The sequence below is a fragment of the Streptomyces winkii genome (genome assembly GCF_032248595.1).
GTDB classification, from domain to species: Bacteria; Actinomycetota; Actinomycetes; order Streptomycetales; family Streptomycetaceae; genus Streptomyces; species Streptomyces winkii.
Window position 1 is genome coordinate 106,208 of record NZ_JASTTH010000004.1, and the last position, 18,530, is coordinate 124,737.

Annotated in this window: 16 protein-coding genes; 8 read left to right on the forward strand and 8 right to left on the reverse strand. The window is 66.7% G+C overall.

Features of this window, described 5'->3' with window-relative positions:
• Positions 1 to 41: 41 nt before the first annotated feature.
• Positions 42 to 602, reverse strand: coding sequence for a TetR/AcrR family transcriptional regulator (locus tag QQM67_RS12605; protein WP_314173861.1), 561 nt, complete (start codon positions 600 to 602; stop codon positions 42 to 44).
• Between the two features lie 115 nt (positions 603 to 717).
• Between QQM67_RS12605 and QQM67_RS12610 the strand changes: the two genes are divergently transcribed.
• The 3 genes from QQM67_RS12610 to QQM67_RS12620 all read left to right on the forward strand — a co-directional run bounded on the left by QQM67_RS12610 (position 718) and on the right by QQM67_RS12620 (position 3,667).
• Positions 718 to 1,404 carry an SDR family oxidoreductase gene (locus tag QQM67_RS12610; RefSeq protein WP_314173862.1) on the forward strand — a complete coding sequence of 229 codons (687 nt, stop codon included), beginning with the start codon at positions 718 to 720 and terminating at the stop codon, positions 1,402 to 1,404.
• Between the two features lie 300 nt (positions 1,405 to 1,704).
• Positions 1,705 to 2,709 (forward strand): NADP-dependent oxidoreductase, encoded by a 1,005-nt coding sequence (locus QQM67_RS12615; protein ID WP_314173863.1) that lies wholly within the window; start codon positions 1,705 to 1,707, stop codon positions 2,707 to 2,709.
• Positions 2,710 to 2,797: 88 nt separating this feature from the next.
• Positions 2,798 to 3,667 (forward strand): alpha/beta fold hydrolase, encoded by an 870-nt coding sequence (locus tag QQM67_RS12620; protein WP_314173864.1) that lies wholly within the window; start codon positions 2,798 to 2,800, stop codon positions 3,665 to 3,667.
• Between the two features lie 158 nt (positions 3,668 to 3,825).
• Here QQM67_RS12620 and QQM67_RS12625 read toward each other — a convergent pair whose 3' ends face one another.
• Entirely contained in the window at positions 3,826 to 5,049 is a 1,224-nt protein-coding gene (locus QQM67_RS12625; RefSeq protein WP_314173865.1) for an MFS transporter, read from the reverse strand.
• Between the two features lie 438 nt (positions 5,050 to 5,487).
• Here QQM67_RS12625 and QQM67_RS12630 point away from each other — a divergent pair, with 438 nt between their 5' ends.
• On the forward strand, positions 5,488 to 5,901 hold the full coding sequence (locus tag QQM67_RS12630; protein ID WP_314173866.1) for a winged helix-turn-helix transcriptional regulator: 414 nt from the start codon (positions 5,488 to 5,490) through the stop codon (positions 5,899 to 5,901).
• Between the two features lie 111 nt (positions 5,902 to 6,012).
• Here QQM67_RS12630 and QQM67_RS12635 read toward each other — a convergent pair whose 3' ends face one another.
• Positions 6,013 to 6,477 (reverse strand): winged helix-turn-helix transcriptional regulator, encoded by a 465-nt coding sequence (locus tag QQM67_RS12635; protein WP_314173867.1) that lies wholly within the window; start codon positions 6,475 to 6,477, stop codon positions 6,013 to 6,015.
• Positions 6,478 to 6,569: 92 nt separating this feature from the next.
• Between QQM67_RS12635 and QQM67_RS12640 the strand changes: the two genes are divergently transcribed.
• Positions 6,570 to 7,106: a PaaI family thioesterase gene (locus tag QQM67_RS12640; RefSeq protein WP_314174462.1), complete on the forward strand. Its 537-nt coding sequence runs from the start codon at positions 6,570 to 6,572 to the stop codon at positions 7,104 to 7,106.
• Positions 7,107 to 7,166: 60 nt separating this feature from the next.
• On the opposite strand, the gene QQM67_RS12645 is transcribed toward QQM67_RS12640, so the two are convergent.
• The 3 genes from QQM67_RS12645 to QQM67_RS12655 all read right to left on the reverse strand — a co-directional run bounded on the left by QQM67_RS12645 (position 7,167) and on the right by QQM67_RS12655 (position 9,320).
• Positions 7,167 to 8,225, reverse strand: a complete 1,059-nt coding sequence (locus tag QQM67_RS12645; RefSeq protein ID WP_314173868.1) for an LLM class flavin-dependent oxidoreductase — start codon at positions 8,223 to 8,225, stop codon at positions 7,167 to 7,169.
• Entirely contained in the window at positions 8,225 to 8,758 is a 534-nt protein-coding gene (locus QQM67_RS12650) for an SRPBCC family protein (protein WP_314173869.1), read from the reverse strand. Before QQM67_RS12650 ends, QQM67_RS12645 begins: the two co-directional genes overlap by 1 nt.
• Before the next feature lie 112 nt (positions 8,759 to 8,870).
• Entirely contained in the window at positions 8,871 to 9,320 is a 450-nt protein-coding gene (locus tag QQM67_RS12655) for a winged helix-turn-helix transcriptional regulator (protein WP_314173870.1), read from the reverse strand.
• A 589-nt stretch (positions 9,321 to 9,909) separates the two neighbouring features.
• Here QQM67_RS12655 and QQM67_RS12660 point away from each other — a divergent pair.
• Entirely contained in the window at positions 9,910 to 12,243 is a 2,334-nt protein-coding gene (locus tag QQM67_RS12660; RefSeq protein ID WP_314173871.1) for a molybdopterin cofactor-binding domain-containing protein, read from the forward strand.
• Between the two features lie 9 nt (positions 12,244 to 12,252).
• On the forward strand, positions 12,253 to 12,729 hold the full coding sequence (locus QQM67_RS12665; RefSeq protein ID WP_314173872.1) for a (2Fe-2S)-binding protein: 477 nt from the start codon (positions 12,253 to 12,255) through the stop codon (positions 12,727 to 12,729).
• A gap of 196 nt (positions 12,730 to 12,925) precedes the next feature.
• On the opposite strand, the gene QQM67_RS12670 is transcribed toward QQM67_RS12665, so the two are convergent.
• Positions 12,926 to 14,530, reverse strand: coding sequence for a long-chain-fatty-acid--CoA ligase (locus QQM67_RS12670; protein WP_314173873.1), 1,605 nt, complete (start codon positions 14,528 to 14,530; stop codon positions 12,926 to 12,928).
• 687 nt (positions 14,531 to 15,217) lie between these two features.
• Between QQM67_RS12670 and QQM67_RS12675 the strand changes: the two genes are divergently transcribed.
• The gene (locus QQM67_RS12675; RefSeq protein ID WP_314173874.1) at positions 15,218 to 16,432 is read left to right on the forward strand and encodes a PucR family transcriptional regulator; all 1,215 of its coding nucleotides are present in this window, start codon (positions 15,218 to 15,220) and stop codon (positions 16,430 to 16,432) included.
• A gap of 938 nt (positions 16,433 to 17,370) precedes the next feature.
• Here the strand turns inward: QQM67_RS12675 and QQM67_RS12680 are convergent.
• Positions 17,371 to 18,498, reverse strand: a complete 1,128-nt coding sequence (locus tag QQM67_RS12680; RefSeq protein WP_314173875.1) for a hypothetical protein — start codon at positions 18,496 to 18,498, stop codon at positions 17,371 to 17,373.
• Positions 18,499 to 18,530: the final 32 nt, after the last annotated feature.

An 18,530-nucleotide genomic window follows, 5' to 3' on the forward strand; every position in this document is an offset into this window, starting at 1 on the left:
CGAACCAGGTCTTGTGCGCTGCCCGGAATCGTGTCCCCTGATCAGCCGGTCGCCGTCAACGCTGCGCGTGCGGCGGTGAGGATCTCCTCGGAGAGCGGGGAGCCCTTGGTGGCTCGGGCCAGGACGAGTGCGCCGAGCATGGTGCACAGCCGGGTAACGCCGTCCTGGTCCCCGGTGGCGAGCCACTCGGCGAAGTCGCTCACGCCCTCCGTGTAGACGCGGCGGGCCTCGCGGTCTCCTGGTTCGCGCGCCATGTCGGTGGCCAGTGCGGCGGCGGGGCATCCGTCTGCCGCACTGTCGCGGTGCTCGATGGAGAGGTAGGTGTCGATCAGCGCCTGCTGGGCGGCCTCGCGCTGTCCGGCGTGCTGCTCGAGTCCGTCGTTGCGGAGCCGGGTGAGCTCGTCGAACGCGTGGGCGGTGGCTTCGTCGATGAGCGCCTCTTTGGAGGCGAACTGCTTGTAGAAGCCGCCGTGCGTCAGGCCGGACGCCTTCATGAGGTCGGCGACGCTGACGTGGGTTCCCTGCTCCCGGAACAGCCGGGAAGCGGTTTCCACGACCCGCCGGCGGTTCTCCTCCGCTCGCGCCTGCGATACGCGGCCCATCAGCCACCTCCCGATTGGATGTCGATTGGCATCTATCCTAGACTAGGCTTTAGATTGTCATCGTAATCTAAATTGCGCGACGGCTCAGCAGCGTCGGCAACGCTGGGAGGCAGGCATGGAACTGAAGGACGCAGTGGCGGTGGTCACCGGCGCCAATCGTGGGCTCGGGCGGCATCTGGCCACCCAGCTCGTGGAGCGCGGAGCGAAGGTGTACGCGGCGGCCCGCCGCCCGGAAACGGTGGACCTCCCGGAGGTCACCCCGCTGCGGCTGGACGTGACTGACGAGGAGTCGATCCGGACCGCGGCCCGCACCGCATCCGACGCGACGCTTCTGGTGAACAACGCGGGCATCTCCACCGCCACGCCGCTGATCGCGGGCGGCCTGGACGCGGTGCGCCTGGAGATGGAGACGAACTTCTTCGGTCCGCTCGCCGTGACGCGAGCTTTCAGCCCCGTCATCGGGGGCAACGGCGGCGGCGCCGTACTCAACGTCCTGTCCGTCCTGTCCTGGTGGCACCCCGCCGGCCTCGGGTCCTACGCCGCGGCCAAGGCGGCGGCATGGGCGCTGACCGACGCGGCACGTGAGGAGCTGGCACCCAACGGCATCACCGTCTCGGCGCTGCACGTCGGATACATGGACACCGACATGGCCGCGCACGTTCCCGCCGACCAGAAGACCGACCCCGCCGATGTCGCCGCACAGGCCCTGCGCGGCATCGAGACGGGCCAACCGGAGATCCTCGCCGACGAGACCACCCGGTACGTCAGGCAGAGCCTGGCCGCTTCGCCGAATGCGGCGTGAGGCACGTCTCGCCGCACCGCCTCCCTGCTGTCGATTTCCTGGAGTGAGGACGGACCTGATGCGTTACACGTCCTTCGGACGCCGAACCGGGCTGCGCGTGTTCGAGTACGCGCTCGGCACGGCGAACTTCGGCACCGGACGGGGAGCCGGCGCCGGCCGCCCGCCGCATCAGATTGGGCTCCAGGACACACAAGCTGAGCTCCGGGACACCCGAGCAAACGCCACAAAGTGTCCTGTTCCGGAATAAAACCCAGAATGAACAAGGACCCGTTCCCGCACGGACGAGAAACGGAGACGACGATGAAGGCCTTCGTGATCGAGCGGTACGGCGACAAGGACGGGGTGCGCGCCCGCGAGATGCCCGAGCCGAGGGTGGGTGCCGACGACGTCCTGGTCCACATCCACGCGGCGAGCGTCAACCCGCTCGACCTCAAGCTCCGCGACGGGGAATTCAAGGCGATCCTGCCGTACCGGCTCCCGCTCATCCTGGGCAACGACCTCGCCGGGGTGGTCGTCCAGGTGGGATCGGACGTCACACGGTTCGCGGTGGGCGATGAGGTCTACGCACGGCCCGGCAAGGACCGCATCGGCACGTTCGCCGAACTCATCGCCGTCCACCAGGACGACGTGGCGATCAAACCGGCCAAACTCACCATGGCGGAGGCCGCCTGCCTTCCCCTCGTCGCCCTGACTTCATGGCAGGCGCTGGTCGAACGGGCACAGGTGCGGCCAGGCCAGAAGATCCTCATCCATGCGGGCTCCGGCGGCGTCGGCACCACCGCCATCCAGCTGGCCAAACAGCTGGACGCACACGTCGCCACCACCGCGGGCACGGCCAACATCGACCTGGTGAAGGAACTCGGCGCGGACGTCGCCGTCGACTACAAGCAGCAGACTTTCGAGACGGTCCTCGACGGTTACGACGTCGTTCTGGACACCCTCGGCGGCGAGACGCTCGAGAAGTCCCTGCACGTACTCAAGCCCGGCGGGAAGGTCATCAGCATCGCAGGTCCTCCCGACGCGGCCTTCGCCCGCGAACTGGGCGCGAACGCGATCCTCCGACTGGCGATGAGCGCGCTGAGCTTCAAGACCCGGCGCCGCGCCAAGCACCGGAACGTGACGTACTCGTTCCTGTTCATGAAGGCAAGCGGCGACCAACTGCGCGAACTCACACCGCTCATCGACGCCGGGAAGATCCGCCCCGTCCTCGACCGGGTCTTCCCGTTCGAGGAGACCCGGGAGGCCATGGAGTACGTCGAGCAGGGCCGCGCGAAGGCCGGCAAGGTCGTCGTCGCGATGACGTGAGGACAGACAATCCCCCGCCGGACAACCGGTGAAGACCTCCTTGGGCAACGCGACGATCCCGCACCCTCACTATCCCCAGGACCCGGTCATGAGTGCACCGCACAGTTCCCCCACCCCCACCCCGTCGTCGTACAAGAGCGCACCGACTCGATCCGTGTCCGTACGCGGCGTCGACTTCGCCTACCGGCAGCTCGGCCCCAAGGACGGCGTACCGCTGATCTTCCTCAACCACCTGGCCGCTGTCCTCGACAACTGGGATCCACGCGTGATCGACGGACTCGCGGCCCGACGCCCGGTGATCACCTTCGACAACCGCGGAGTCGGTGCGTCAGGCGGCTCCACGCCCGACACCATCGAGGCGATGGCCCACGACGCCGTGCTCTTCATCCGGGCCCTCGGGTTCGACCAGACCGACCTGCTCGGCCTGTCGATGGGCGGCTTCATCGCCCAGGTCATCGCAGCAGAGGATCCGCACCTCGTGCGCAAACTCATCCTCGCGGGCACGGGCCCCGCCGGAGGCCCCGGCATCGACAAGGTCACGCCGCTCACCATCCGAGCCATGCTGAAAGGAGCCCTGACCCGCCAGGATCCTGAGCAGTTCCTCTTCTTCACCGGCACCGAGGGCGGCCGACGGGCAGGGCGCGCCTTCCTGGAACGGCTGAAGGAGCGCACAGACGACCGCGATAAGGCCATGACACTGTGGTCGTTCCGTGCCCAGTTGAAGGCCATCCGCCGATGGGGCCTCCAGACGCCGGCAGACCTGTCGCGCATTCACCATCCGGCGCTGGTGGCAAACGGCGAGAGCGACCGGATGGTACCGAGTGAGAACACACTCGACCTGGCCGCACGGCTGCCGCAGGGCGAACTCGTACCCCTCTACCCAGACGCCGGGCACGGAGGGATCTTCCAGTACCACGACGAATTCGTCTCACAGGTACTTGAATTCCTCGAATCGTGAGCGGGCCAGGCCTTCATCGACCAATACCGGCAGTGGGGCGTGCCCCCTTTTCGGGGCGGTGAGCGCGCCGCCCGCGACCACTGCCGCGGGCGCGGACCGGTGTCGAGGCCAGTGCCGATACCGCTCTCCCGAGCCCGCCAGCGCCCCCGTAACGCGGGTCATTTCGACCGCTCAGCCTTGGGCAGGGTCCTTGCGAGCGTGAGGACCGTCAAGCAGATGAGTGTGAGAAAAGCGGCCGCCGCCGTGATGGCGATGCCGAGACCGAACGCCGTGGCGAGGGCGCCCACTCCGACGGCGGTGCCTGCCTGGAGAAGGTAGGCGAAGAGGTAGAGCAGAGAGAGTGTGGCTCCGCGGTGGCGGCCAGGAGCGGCGTGGTTGATGACGCCGAGTCCGCCGGTGAAAGCGAACGAGTATGCCGCACCGCCGACACAACACCAGGCCAGGAGCAGCACGATCGAGCCCGTCCCCGCGACGAGCGCCATCAGGACGAGGCTGACGAGGGCACTCACCGCGCCGATCCGCGCTGCGCGATACGCCGGGACCCGGCCCAGGAACAGACCGGTGACGCCGATGGCCGCCGATGAGCACGCGAGCAGGACACCGATGACGAACAGATCGTCGGTCTGTGCGAACTGCCGGATCATGTGCGCGCCGAGAGACAGGAAGACCGCGCCCATGCAGTACGCGAGCGCGACGGAGAGGGTGGCGATCGCGAAGGGGTGGCGGATACCCGGCGCAGGTCGCAGTGGACGGGGCCGCCACCTGCGGACGTTCGCGCCGCGATCGTCGGGTGCCGCAGCGAGGACACCCACGGTCGCGACGGCGAGCACGAGCAGGACGATGTAGCTCCACACCAGCGGCAGGGGGGCGAACTGCGCGAGGGCGCCCGACAGCGCGAGCGCGAGCGTAAGTCCTGTCGACGTCGAGACGGTCGCGACGGAGCTGGCCAGTCTCGGATTCGACGAGATGTTGTTCTCCCAGAGCGCGGCACTTGCGGCGCCCATCGCCAAGCCGGCGCCGACACCCTGGAGCACTCTGCCGACGAACAGGAAGGAGACGGCGGGCGCGACCGCGAAGACCCCAGCGGACGCAGCGATCAGCACGACTCCCCACATCATCACTCGCCGTCGGCCGATCGCATCCGAAAGATCACCGAGGAGCGTCATCGTGACGATCAGCGCAACAGGGAAAGTCGCGAAGACCGAGGTGACGACGAGCGGCGTCAGGTCCCATGCCTCCGCGTACAGCGGATAGAGCACGCTCGGGGCGCCACTGGACCACAAGGACAGAGCGAGCGTGGCAGCCGCAGCGAAAAAGGATCCCCGCCTGCCCAAATCCCGGGGCCTCCGGGAACGTTCACCCACGTCGCTCTTCAACGCCATGGCGTGACCCTAGCATCTGAGTTGGTTAAACCAACTCACGTTCGTTGAGCCCGGCTTGAGGGAGATGCAGCACGAGCTGTCGGACCCGGCAGTCGGTACGACGTGGCCGTGCAGAGACCGAGCTGGCCACCGCGAACTGGTGCGTTGTGTTACCGGAAGAGTGTGGCTACTCGGCCTGGCGAGGCGGCGGATCACGGAACCCGGAGATCGGTTGCCGCAGACCGTGCGGGGTGGCCCAGGGCAACGTCAACTGAGCAAGTTTCTCCAGGGTTTGGGGCGGTGTGGCGCCAAACGAGGCGGCCACGCGTACGCCCGAGTCGCTGATCAGCGCCGGAGTCGGCCAGGGCTAGTCGCAGTACGATGAGGGTCATGGCTCCGCGGTCCAAAGCTCTCTCCGACGCACTGGTCAGCTCGTGCGCGATCACCCGGAGCCTCGGAGTGCTGAACGACCCGTGGACTTTCCTCCTTCTCCGCGAAGCACTTCTCGGGCGCCGTACGTTCGCGGAGTTCCGAGACAGGCTCGGCATCGCCACTGACGTTCTCAGTGCCCGCCTGGCCAGCCTGGTCGAGCACGGCATCATGGAGAAAATTCCCTACCGTCAGCCTGGTCAACGGACACGGGACGCCTACGCCCTTACTCCGGCAGGAGAGGAGCTCAAACTCGTCGTGGCCGCTCTGCAGCAGTGGGGCGACGAGCATCTCCCGTCTGCGAAGCCCTTGAAGGCTCTGCCCTTCGTGAACGGCTCCGCTAGTCGCGTCCGGGTGTCCTTCGTCGAGGAGTCCGGCACGCCCGTGGAGCCGGCGCAAGTGGAGTTCGCACCAGTCCCGCCCCCGCCCGTCAGCGAGGAGTGACCTGGTTCGCGCCGTCGCTCTGCGAGCGCACACGTGCACCGTGCAGGACACCGGCCAGCGATGGAGGAGACGGGAACGAGCGTGACCGTCAGCGGTGTTGCGGGGACCGGGTCAGCGCATCCGGGCGCCCGGCCCCGGCCTGGCCGTCGCCTCGGAGGGGGCCAGGTCGGTGTGGCCCTCGGTGCACCCGACGACCACCCGCACTGGGGCGCCGCACTCGTCGTGCCGCAGATCGAGAACCGGCCCTGACGAGTCGTCGCCGTACGCTTCTCCCCACTGCTTCAACGCCACCAGGACGGGCCACAGATCCCACCCCTTGCGGGTCACGCGGTATTCGTTGCGGGACCGGCTGCCGGGCTCCTGGTAAGGCACGGTCTTCAAGATGCCGGCGGCGGTCAGCTTCCGGAGCCGGTTACTGAGGATCGCCTCCGACAGACCGATGTGGCGGCGGAAGTCGTCGAAACGGCGGACTCCGTTGCAGGCGTCGCGCAGGATCAGCAACGTCCATTTCTCTCCGACCACACCCAGCGAGATCTGAACCGGACAGTTCTCGGTGCTCGCCTCAAGCCACTCCATTCCGGCAGGCTACTCCCCTGGCTTCAAGATTGACAGTCAGAGAAGCAGGAGGCTAGCTTTCCGTGAAGAGCGAGGCCGGGAGGAGCAAGATCGTGGGACGGACACGGACATACGACTGGGGGGACCCGGCGCTCACCGCAGCTGCCGCCGGGCGCACTTCCGGCCTGGACTTCCTGCGCGACCTTCAGGCCGGCGTCCTGCCCACGGCCCCGGTGGGCGCCACTCTGGGCTTCGGGCTCCAGGAGGTGGAGAAGGGGCGCGTGGTGTTTTCGCTGACACCAGGAGAAGAGCACTACAACCCCATCGGCAGCATGCACGGCGGGGTCTACGCGACACTGCTCGATTCGGCGGCAGGCTGCGCCGTCCAGTCGACGCTGCCACAGGGCACGGGGTACACGTCGCTGGACCTGACAGTGAAGTTCCTTCGGCGGGTCACCCTGGACACAGGCACGGTCCGCGCCATCGGCACGGTCATCAGCAGTGGAAGCCAGACCGCCCTCGCCCAGGCACAGTTGGTCGATGCGGCGGACCGCCTGCTCGCCCACGCCACCAGCACCTGCATGCTGTTCCCGCTACCCGCTGATGTCGAGCCTGGCAGCGGACGGCGTGATCGTGCACCGTTGACCTGAACTGTCACCTCGTGGGCGGCCGCCGCATAGCAGACCTCTCCGAGAGGCGTGGCCGGGACGCTACTCTGCCGCCTCGTCCGCGACGCTGCGGGCCAGGTCGATGGCCCGGCCCAGGGTGGCGAGGCGCGCTTCAAGGGTCTCGCCGGCGGGGTAGAACCGAACGGTGTCGATGCCGGCGTCGTGCCACACGCGCAGCCGTTCGCGAACCATGTCCTCGGTTCCGATCAGCGTGGTCGCCAGCACCATCTCGTCGGTGATCAGACCCGCTGCGCCGTCCCGGTCCCCGGCCTGCCAACGGGTCTGGACCTCGGCCGCCACTTCGGGCCATCCCTGGCGGCTGTAGGCGTTGTTGTAGAAGTTCGTGGTCGCGGAGCCCATGCCACCGAGGCTGAAGGCCAACTCCTTCTTGCGTCCGGCCACCATCGCGCGCAGCGCGTCCTCGTCTTCGGCGAAGGCGACCTCTGCGCCCTGGCAGATGTCGAGATCGGAGCGGGTACGTCCGGCGCCGGCCAGCCCCTCGTCCAGGTGGTCGAAGTACGCCCTCTTGGCGCCCTCAGGCACGAAACTGGTACCCAGCCAGCCGTCGGCGATCTCACCGGTCAGGCGCAGCAACTTCGGCGAGAGCGTCGCCAGGTATACGGGAATGTCGTACTCGGCGCGCATCGACAGCCGCATCGGCTTCGCCTCGCCAGGCAGCGGGATCTGGAACTCCCGCCCGGAATAGGAGATCTTGTCGCCGAGCGTGGCCTGCCGCACGATCGCTACGGTCTCGCGCATCCGGGACAGCGGCCGGTCGAACGGCACACCGTGCAGCCCTTCGATCACCTGCGGCCCAGAGGGGCCCAAGCCGAGGAGGAATCGGCCCTGCGAAATCTGCGACAACGTGATCGCAGCGCGGGCGATGGCCATCGGAGTGCGAGTGCCGAGCTGGATGATTCCGGATCCGAGAAGCATGCGCTCGGTCTTCGCCGCGAGGTAGCCCAACGGGGAGGGCGCCTCGGAGCCCCACGCCTCCGCCACCCAGCAGATGTCCAAGCCGAGCTTCTCCGCCTCGGTGACGTAGTCGACCAGCTCCCGCCAGTCGCCTCCGGAGGCTTCGATCGTGGTGGACGTACGCATTACAGACTCGCCTCTCCAGCGGTGCGGTCCCTCTCGGCCAGCTTCTTGATCGCTCCGAGAGTGGCGGTCATGTTCGCCTCGAACTCCCGCATGCGCACGAAGACGATCTTCTGCTCCTTCTCCGGCATGCGATCGATGGCGAAGGAGAGGCCCGAACGAGCCGGCCCCATCTGCATCCACTCCCGCAGCAGCGTGCCACCGTCGTGCGGCTCCAATACGAAGCGCCATATCGCCGTCGGGTGCTGGGGATCCTCGACCGCCCAGGCGAAGACTCTCGGCTGCTCGTACTCGACGATGTGGGACGTGGTGGCCCACTCCCCCAGTGCTTCATGCTTGCTCCTGCCGATGAAGCGTGCTCCCAGAGCGGCGCCGCTCCCGCCTTCCAGCCATTCCACCGACTGCAACTCGGAACTCAACCGCGGCATCAGCTCGACGTCGGACACCAACGTCCACACCTGTGCCGGCGGAGCGGCGATCCAGGTGGAGACCTCGACCGTCGGCTTGTCCGCATAGCGCGCGCCCGTCCACTCCACGATCCCGCGCCTCCTCCCCATCCGGGACTTCTCGAATCAAGGCTCTGACCAGTAAAGTTGCGTAGATAGATTTACTTGTCAAGGGCGGACGCCTTCACACGGAGCTCCTGAGCTAGTCCGCGAAGCGCTCCCGCACATCCGGCCGCTGGGCCAGGTGCGGTGGATAGCCGGGGCCCATCCGGGGGCGGGTGTTCTCCGATGTCATCGGTTCGCCGCAGGCGGCGCACACCACCTCGGCATGACTCTGCTGCCCGCACGTCTCGTGATGCATCGCTACCGGCGGGCCCGCTTCACCTGCCAGCCAGCGATCCCCCCACCGGTTCATCACCAGCAGCACGCCGTAGAAGTCGCGCCCCTTGGCGCTGAGCACGTAGTCGTAGCGGACCGGCTCCGTCTGGTACGGCTGCTTCTCCAGCAGACCTTCCTTCACCAGCCGCCGCAGCCGGTCCGTCAATGTGTTGCGGGCGATCCCCAGCGTCTCCTGGAACGCATCGAACCGCCGGACACCGTAGAACGCCTCCCGCAGGACCAACGGCGTCCACCAGTCCCCGAGTAGATCCATGGTCCGCGCGATCGAGCAGGGCCACTGCGCAAAGGATGTCCGCCTCATGACAGCCAGCATAAGTCCGTCCTGTCATGAGACCCAGCAGGTACAGCAAGGGCCCAAGTGGTCGGCGAACCGAAGGTGCGGACTCCTGTGCGGAGCTTTTGGTTCCCCTGCAGACCGCGCAACGGTGCGCTCCCTGGAATGCGGCCGTGGCTGGTCCGGACGCCGTTCAGGCACGAATGAGCTCTGGACGACAACTCCGAAAGGCGGCGCGGGTCGTCTTCCGGCGATCAGGGAACTGGCGGGTTCCCCGGCGCCCACATGCAGCGGACGGATCCTTTCACTGTCTGCTTTCACTGCCTCCTCGTTGCACTCTCATCTTGTGCGAATGGCCGCCTCCCACTGTGCTCACGCACAACCTGCCGCCCCGCTTCGCTGGTGCTCGGCCTAGAGACCAGGTCTTTGAGCAGTTCTAGGCTCTGGTCCGCTCGCTGATCGAGAGCCGACGACTGGTTGTGCCAAGTGCTCCCTGCCGCGCGGTCCCGGAAACGTATCTGCCGGCCGATCTCGAGAGCGGACAAGCGGGATAGGAAAGGAATGGCCGATGACCAACGTCCCTGACAACAGTGGCCGCACTACCGGGGGCGGTGAGCGCGCGCGGGTCGGCCGCCGCGCGTTCGTTGGCTATGTGCTGGGTGGAGCCACACTTGCCGTGGCCGCCGACCTCGGGCTGAGCACACCTGCTCAAGCAGCAGTGCGCTCAGTACCCCAGATCCCGGAACTGTACGATCTCGAGGATTTGCAGACCGACGCCGCGCGCCCCACGTCTGCGCTGATCAAGATCGTGCTCCACGATGACGGCACCGCGTCGTTCGAGCTTCCGCGCATGGAAGTCGGCCAGGGAATCACCACATCGACAGCGATGATCATCGCCGAGGAGCTCGACCTGCCGGTCGACAAGGTGCACGTGGCCTTGGCGCCGGCCCGACCGGAGCTGATGCTCAACCAGCTCACCGGCGGATCGAACACCACGGTCTCGACCTTCACACCTGTACGAGTCGCCGCGGCGATCGCCAGGAAGGCACTGCTGGAAGCTGCGGCGATCGAGCTCGGCTCGGCCGTGGAGCTGCTGAAATCCAAGATGGGTGTGGTCTCAGCGCCTGACGGGTCGTCAGTGACGTACGGCTCGCTGGCGACCAAGGCCGCCAGCCGTACCGTCAAGGCCGTGGAGGTCGAGCTCAAGGACACGTCGGACTTCTCGGTGATCGGCAAGCCCCACCGGCGGGAGGACGCCCGCCGTGCGGTTACGGGGGAGAAGAAATTCACGCTGGACCTGCACCTGCCGGATGCGTTGCCGACCATGGTCTGCCGTCCGCCTACTCTGAACGGCTCGCCGAAGTCTGTACGTAACCGCGCCACGGTGCTTGCCATGCCGGGCGTAACGGATGTGGCGACGGTCGACACAGGTGTCGCTGTTCGCGCCGAGACATTCGGGCAGTGCATCGACGCGGTGCGCGCCCTCGACGTGCAGTGGAACCCGGGCCCGGTCGAGGGCGAGTCCGACGAATCGATCCTGGCTCGGCTGAAAAAGGCCGAGTTGCCGCTGGCGGTCCCGAAGGTCCCTGTACTGGCGCGCAGGGTGGAGGCGGACTTCACCTTCATGTTCCGCAGCAGCGCCGCGCTCGAGCCGAACTGTGCGATCGCCGACGTCCGATCGGACCGGGCAACGGTGTGGGCCGGGCTGAAGGTGCCGATCGTGGCTCAGGGCGACATCGCGAAGGCCGTCGGCCTGCCGCAGAACGCGGTCACCGTCAACGTGGTCACCGGCGGAGGATCGTTCGGACACAAGCTCTTCGCCGACCCGGCCATCGAGGCCGCCAAGATCTCCAAGGCGATGGGCAAACCGGTCAAGTTGATGTGGCATCGCGCCGACGAGCCTCGGCAGGGACGCGTGCACCCCATGGCGACATCGCGGATCCGGGCCACGTACCTGGCAGGGCAGGTGCTGACCTTCGAGCAGCGGCATACGAGTGTGGTCACCGACTTCAGCCACGGACTCGGTGAAATGATCACGGCCACGGCCGACAGGCTGCCCAGCGGGCTCGGCGCCCTTGGGTTCTCTGAGAGCATCTTCGCGCTGACCCAGGAACTCCCTTACAACTTCGGCGTCGTCACCCAGCTGCTCAACGAGACCGACGCGCGCTTCAACACCGGCAGCATGCGCAACATCTACTCGCCGGACGTGGCGTGTGCCAACGAACTCGTGGTCGACCAGCTCGCCCGCAAGATGGGTAAGGACCCGCTGGCTTTCCGGCTCGCGTTCCTCAAGAACGACCGGGTCAAGGCGGTGCTCCAGAAGGTCGCCGACGTTGGCAGGTGGGGCAGGTCGATGCCCGCCGGGATGGCGCAGGGCATCGCGATCCACAGCGAGTACAAGGGCGCGACCGCGGTGCTCGTCGAGATCGACTGTCGAGCCGAGACCGTCAACCGCAAGATCCACCACGCGGTCACCGGGCCCAGGGTGACCAAGGCCGTGATCGCTGTGGACGCCGGGCTGGTGATCAACCCACAGGGCCTGGAGGCCCAGATGCTGGGCGGCGTCTCGGACGGGATCGCGCTCGCCCTCACCAGCAGCCTTCACCTGCGTGACGGGCACTTCCTCGAAGCCAGCTGGGACAACTACTTCTACACCCGGCAGTGGAACGTCCCCTTTGACTTCGAGTGCATCGTGATGCCTTCCGACTCCGAGCAGCCTGGGGGTGCCGGCGAAGCCGGGGTGGCCGCATCCGTGGCCGCGGTCGCGGGGGCCTACGCCCGTGCGACCGGCACGATGCCCTCCCGGTTCCCGATCTACCACGACACGCTGTCCTTCGACGTCAAGCCGTTCACCCCTCCCATTCCCGCGTCCCCGTCCGACGGCCTGAGCCACACCTACTGAGAGCCCATCATGAGCAAGCACACCTTCATCCTCAACGGCAAGCGGGTCACCGTCGACGTCGATGACAGCCTTCGACTGCTGTGGGTCTTGCGTGACGTACTGAACGTCACCGGACCGAAGTACGGCTGTGGCATCAATGTCTGCAAAGCCTGCACGTCCCACTTCAACGGCAAGGCCTTCAACCCTTGCTCGGTGGAAGTCAAGGACGTGGGGCCGGACGACGAGATCACCACGATCGAAGGCCTGCCGGATACCGTCGGCAAGGACCTGCACCCAATGCAGGAGGCCTGGCTGGAGTTTGACGTAGCGCAGTGTGGCTATTGCCAACCCGGGCAGATCATGGCGGCGGTGGCCAAGGTCAGGCAAGCACAGGCTGCCGGTCATGAGATCAGCGACTCCGACCTCGACGAGATCCGCAACATCTGCCGCTGCGGTACCTACAACCGGATCCGGGAAGCGATCAAGGCGGGCGCTGCGCACATGTGACCCACCAGCCGGGTGCGCCGCGCAGGTGACCACCACCGAAGAGGAGGAGCCAACGCTCCGTGGATCTGGATCGCGCACGCTCCGGGCGGCGCCATCCGTGCCCTCGCCTACGGGGTGAAGCCCTGGTCCGCGTCGAGCGGTCAAGAGGTAGCCGGGCCATCTCGTCCCGTTCACCACCCGGGCGATCGCGGAGCTGTCAACTTCCCTCGTGAGGCGGGTTGTTCGTACTCGTAGCGGCTCCTTGCTCTGCGTCCTGAGCCAGTTCCCGCTTGAGGATCTTTCCGGTTGCGGTCATCGGCAGGGCGTCCCTGAACTCCACGATCCGCGGGTACTTGTAGGCCGCCATGTTGCGCCTGCACCATGCCACAAGGTCTTCCTCGGTGACAGTGGCTCCAGCGCGCGGGATGACGTATGCCTTGACCTCTTCGCCCTGGCTCTCGTGCGGCACGCCCACTACTGCGGCCAGACTCACGTCGGGATGCGTGAGCAGCACCTCCTCCAACTCGCGCGGGTAGATGTTGAAGCCGCCCCGGATAATCAGGTCTTTGCTGCGGTCGACGACGTAGAGGTAGCCGTCCACGTCCCGCTTGCCGATGTCTCCGGTGTGGAACCAGCCCTGCGCGTCGATCGCTTCCGCTGTCGCCTCGGGCCGGTTGAGGTATCCCTTCATCACGTTGTGTCCTCGCACGCAGATCTCGCCAGGCTCGTCGACGGTGCATTGCGTGCCGTCGTTGCGGATCACCTTCACTTCCACGCCCCATACCGGCAGTCCGATCGATCCCGGCCGACGAGGCCGGTCCCGTGGGTTGAAGGTTGCGATCGGGCTCGTCTCGGACAGCCCGTAGCCCTCCAGGATCGGCACGTTGAAGCGCTCTTCGAACGCCCTCAGTACCTCTACCGGCAGCGCTGATCCACCGGAGATGCTGATCCGGAGGTTCTGCGCAATGCGCTGGAGGTCGTGGCGGTCTGCGGCCTCATGGCTGAGCAGCGCCCAGTACATGGTCGGTACGCCGGCGAAGAAAGTGATGTTCTCCTGCTCCATTGCCTTCAAGGCGGCAGCGGCATCGAATCGGGGCAGGAGCACGATTGTCGCCCCGCTGGCGAACGCCGCGTTCAGCTGCACCGTCTGGCCGAACGAGTGGAACAGCGGTAGAGCCAGCAGATGGACGTCGTCCTGGTTCATTCCGAACTGACGGCTGGCCAGCAGTGCGTTGTGGACCATGTTGCTGTGGGTCAGCTGTGCTCCCTTGGGCCGGCCGGTCGTGCCGCTGGTGTAGAGCACGACAGCCGTGTCGGTCTCACTGGTCATGGCGGTTTCGACCGCAGGCGGGCAGCCGCGGGTGAACTCGTTGAGCGTTGTGACCCTGTCGACCGGAGCCGGTGCCTGCGGGTCGGCGGTGATCATGACGAAGTGATCGCAGCCCGGCACTGCATCGAACGCGGACAGCCCCGTCTTGCCCATCGGCAGCTCGTCCGTGCCCTCGAAGCAGAAGAAGATCTTGGCCGCCGAGTCTTCCAGGTGATAGGCGATCTCCCGGTCGGTCAACAGGATGTTGAGGGGTACGACCACGGCGCCTGCTTTGAGAGCACCGAAGTAGACGCAGGGGAAGTACGGCAGGTTGGGACAGCTGACGGCCACCCGGTCGCCCGGGCTGATGCCGTGCGCCGCAAGGGCAGCCGCTATGCGGCTCGCCGCAGCGTCCACTTCGGCGTACGACATGCGGGTGTCGCCGAGGATCAGCGCTTCACGGTCGGGATGTTCCCGGGCGGAGTTCTCCAGGACGACGGCCAAGTTGAGCATGGTGGTTCTCCAGTGGTTCGGTGTCAGCTCGCAGCATGAAGTCGGTGGCAGTGGCCCGGTGGCGGCGGTGCGGTTGGTGACGGGTCGAAGCGGCCTCGTAGCCGACGGTTCTCCGCGCATCACAGAACGGCGCGGCCGAAGGGGGCTCCACGATCGTGTACTTCAGTGCCTCAGGGGCGGACGCGTCGCGCACGCCGCCGATGCCTCTCTGTACGTCGTCAAGGCGTCCTGGAAAGTGCCCGGCTGGCCGTGGAGCTCAGGGAGCCGTGACCGGTCCAAGACACTCACGCATTCATGGCGACGGTGCTTTAGCCCTCCCCTGCGAAGCGATCAGCTCACCGTCGAAGTCGCCTGCAAACAAGTGGCTGTATGCGGCCGGGGTGCGGACTTTCCGAGCGTCGTGCTCGTCACCGGCCTCCCTCAAGGCCACGCGTACATGATGTCCTTCGGTCACCGCGCGGCGACCAGCACGCAACTGGCGGGATCAGCACCGACAACGTGGTCACAGGTGTTCATACGATCTCCTTCGATCCGCCATTTCTTGTGCGCATGCCTCATGAGTGAAATCACGTGAAACACACTGTCGGTGATTTCACCGTGCACCCCGAATTTGGGCCATAGGCGGGGGACGGGAAATTGCGCCGCAGTATTGTGCCGTTGCACAACCACGGGGGCTAAACTGCGCACGTGAAGCCACAGCTGAGGCCCAATGACCAGGCCATAGAACTGATCGGCGGGCTGCTTACCGAGGCGGGCCGGCTCGCCGAGGACCTTACCGACGAGATCCTCGGGGGCGAGGAGTCGTACGCCGAGAGCACGCTGCTCAGCCGTGACCAGTTGCGCACTGTGGTGCGCGACAACCTGTCCACGATGTTCCTGGCGCTTCAGGGACGGCCCACGACAGCGGACGCGCCCCGCGCCGCCGGGCGGCTGAAGGCAGAACAGGGCATCCCCCTCGAAGCACTCCTGCACGCCTACCGGATGGCCGGGCGCTTCCTGTGGGACCGGCTGGTCAACACCGCCGTGGACAAGCAGAGCACCGTCCAACTGCTGCATATGGCATCTGACATCTGGACGGTCATCGACGACTACTCCAGCGTGGCCGCCGACTCCTATCGAGCCACCGTCGAGGAACAGTCACGTCGCAACTCCGCAGCCAGGCGCATGATGCTCACCACCCTGCTCGATGGCAGGGCCGGCACACACGCGAGTGCCTGGGAGTTCGTACGCATCCTGGACCTCGACCGCCAGGGCCCGTTTCTTGTGGTGAACGCCGAAGCCCCGGACAGGGACGAGCCGCTGCCCTGCGTGCAGCGGCGCCTCCGTGCCGTCGGAATCGGCTCAGAGTGGACTCAACAGGCCGGGGCCTGGGTGGGTTTGCTGTCTCTCCCCAATGAAGAGGCCATCGCGATGGCGGTCGACCAGTTGACCGACATCGCTGCGTCCCGTGTCGGGGTCGGCCGCCCCTTCGCCTCCCCCGTAAACGCCCCAGCAGCCTGGCGGCAGGCCCAACTGGCTCTTCGGTGCCTGCCACACGGCACTACCGGCACCCACCTGTACGGCCGCGCGCCTGTCTCACTGCTTGCGGCTGCCTCCCCCGACATGGCTCAGGAAGTGGCCCAGTCAGTTCTGGGTCCGCTCCTCTCTCTGCCCCCGCAAGAACAGACCACGTTGATGCAGACCCTGCGTACTTGGTTCGTCGTCGGCGGGTCGACCACGGCGGCGGCCGACAGCCTGCACTGCCACCGCAACACGGTCCTGTACCGCCTCAAACGCATCGCCGAACTGACCGGCCGGCACACCGCCGACGCGGAGTCCTGCGCGGAGCTGTACATCGCTCTCGCAGCCGTAGGCCTGCGCGGGCCGCAAGGGTCAGCAGGTATGCATGGAACGGTGTACTGAGCGCGCGGCTCACAAGAAGACGCCCCCACCACACGCGCGGAGGGTGTTGCAGCCAGGTAGGGCAAAGCCGGGGTCGAGGGTTTGCATGAGCGGCCAGCAACGAAGCACCGCAGCAAGCGGCTTCGTAGCCTGTGGGCTATTGCGGGCAAGCTCGGCTGATACGGCATCACATACGGTCCGTCAACGCATCGCACACCCTCATCGTCCCCCTACGAAGTACTCTGCGGGGACGAACACCCTGTGCCCGGTCTTGAATTGAAGTCGCACACCGGCAGCAGTCCAGTCAGCCGACTCGACCCCGTCCGCGCTTGTTTCGGCGTCGACGTCCACCGAGTGCCCATAAGTCAGGCTCGAATCCCGTCCGATCACCAATCGATACGAGTCATCCCCGGCCAGTGCGCGCTCGCGTATCAGCCCCAGATAGTGCGGTGATTCATCCCGGTACATGCTCCTTGAGGACTCATGGTCACGGTAGACGACGTCGGATCGAGGCCACAGCAGAACACCGAACGCCAGAGCCGTCACTGCAACTCCCCCGACGCAGCCGAGAGATATCAGCCTTCGGGGGCTCCAGCGGCGAAAGCGGCCTTGCCGGGCGCACGAAGCCGACGTGCCCTGAGCCATAAGGGCCTCCCCTCCTGGTTGACGTACGTCATCCCCTGTGACGGGTCGTGTGCCGCGGAACGTGAGCCGTGGAATCACCACCACGCCGAGATGAGGACGCAGAATCCGGCCGAGAAGTTGTCCGTCAGCGCCTCGGCTCCAGGGCTACGAGAGTGTCTGTGCCAGACGCCAACTCAACCTGTCACAAACAGCACAGTCGACCGGCGGCCGTCGGCACGCGGCGGGCGTCCACCGGTTCGCCGTTGAAGGAACGTGGATGTCGCCAGTGAGCGCCGGCCCGTGCCGTGTGCGGCCCGGGCCGGCGCTCCAGCGCCTCAACTCCTGCCGGGTTTCGTGGTGTTCGTGGCGGGCGCGGAGCCGACGGCGTCGCAGTGCGGGACGCTGTTGGGCGGTGCGCAGTTGTCGGGTGTGTTCATCGAGACGACGCTGCGGATGAGGTTCACCTTGGGCAGCATCTGCGCGGCAGCACCACTGCTCTGTTTCCGCTTGGCGCTGTCGGGACCGAGGATGACGCCGAATTGACTGCCGTCGTTGAGGATGCCGCCGCCGCTACCGCGGCCGCCGTTGGCCGCGTTGCCGGTGACGGTGCTGCGGTACAGGGTCGTCGGCTCGTCCGAACCGATGAGGAGGCCGCCGCCGCGTACCGAAGCGATATTGCCTGTGACCCGGGTGGAGTTCAGGCGCAGCGGCCCGGTCTGGCCGTTGATGTCCAGGGTCATGATGCCGCCCCCGAATTCTTCGGCGTCGTTTCCTTCGACGGACGCGTCGTCCAGTCTGGTCTCACCAGCGTTCGCGAGCCCTCCGGCCCAGTCGCCGGCCACATTGCCGCGGATCGCGCCGCCCCGCATCGTCATCGTTCCGCTCGTGGCCACACCGCCGCCGATGTCACTGGAATTGTCATGGACCGTGGTGTCCTTCAGCGCGAGTGTGCCCTGGTTGTTCCAGATTCCGCCGGCAAGGAAGCCCGCTCTGTTGTTCCTGACCGTCACCCCGGTCAGGGTGAGTCTTCCGCGGTCGTTGTAGATGGCCCCGCCTCTGTCTCCCGCCCCCGTACCGGATGCGTCACCGCCGCGGACGGTGACCGAGGCCAGGCTGAGGCGGCCTCCCTGCTGCACGTGAAAGATCCGGAAGCCTCCGCTGGCGCCGGGCGAACGCTGGATGGTGGTGCGCTCCCCTCCGGAGATCCGCACCGTACCGGAGATCTCGGGCAGACCGTCGTCGGCGTTGTCGGCCGCCGTCAGGGAGTACACGCAACGGGAGGCGAGGACGATGGATCCGCCCCCGGCGTTGGCCTTGTTGATGGCCGTCTTCAGAGCGTCGATGTCGTTGCAGGGAACGCGCGTCGGCGCCTGTGCCTGCGCTGGTCCGGCCGGGAGAAGAGTGAGGCACAGGCCGAGGCCGGTGACGGCGATCATGGATACGCGTCTGAGGGTGTCTGTCATGGCTTCCCTTGGCTGTGAGGACGGGCAGGGAG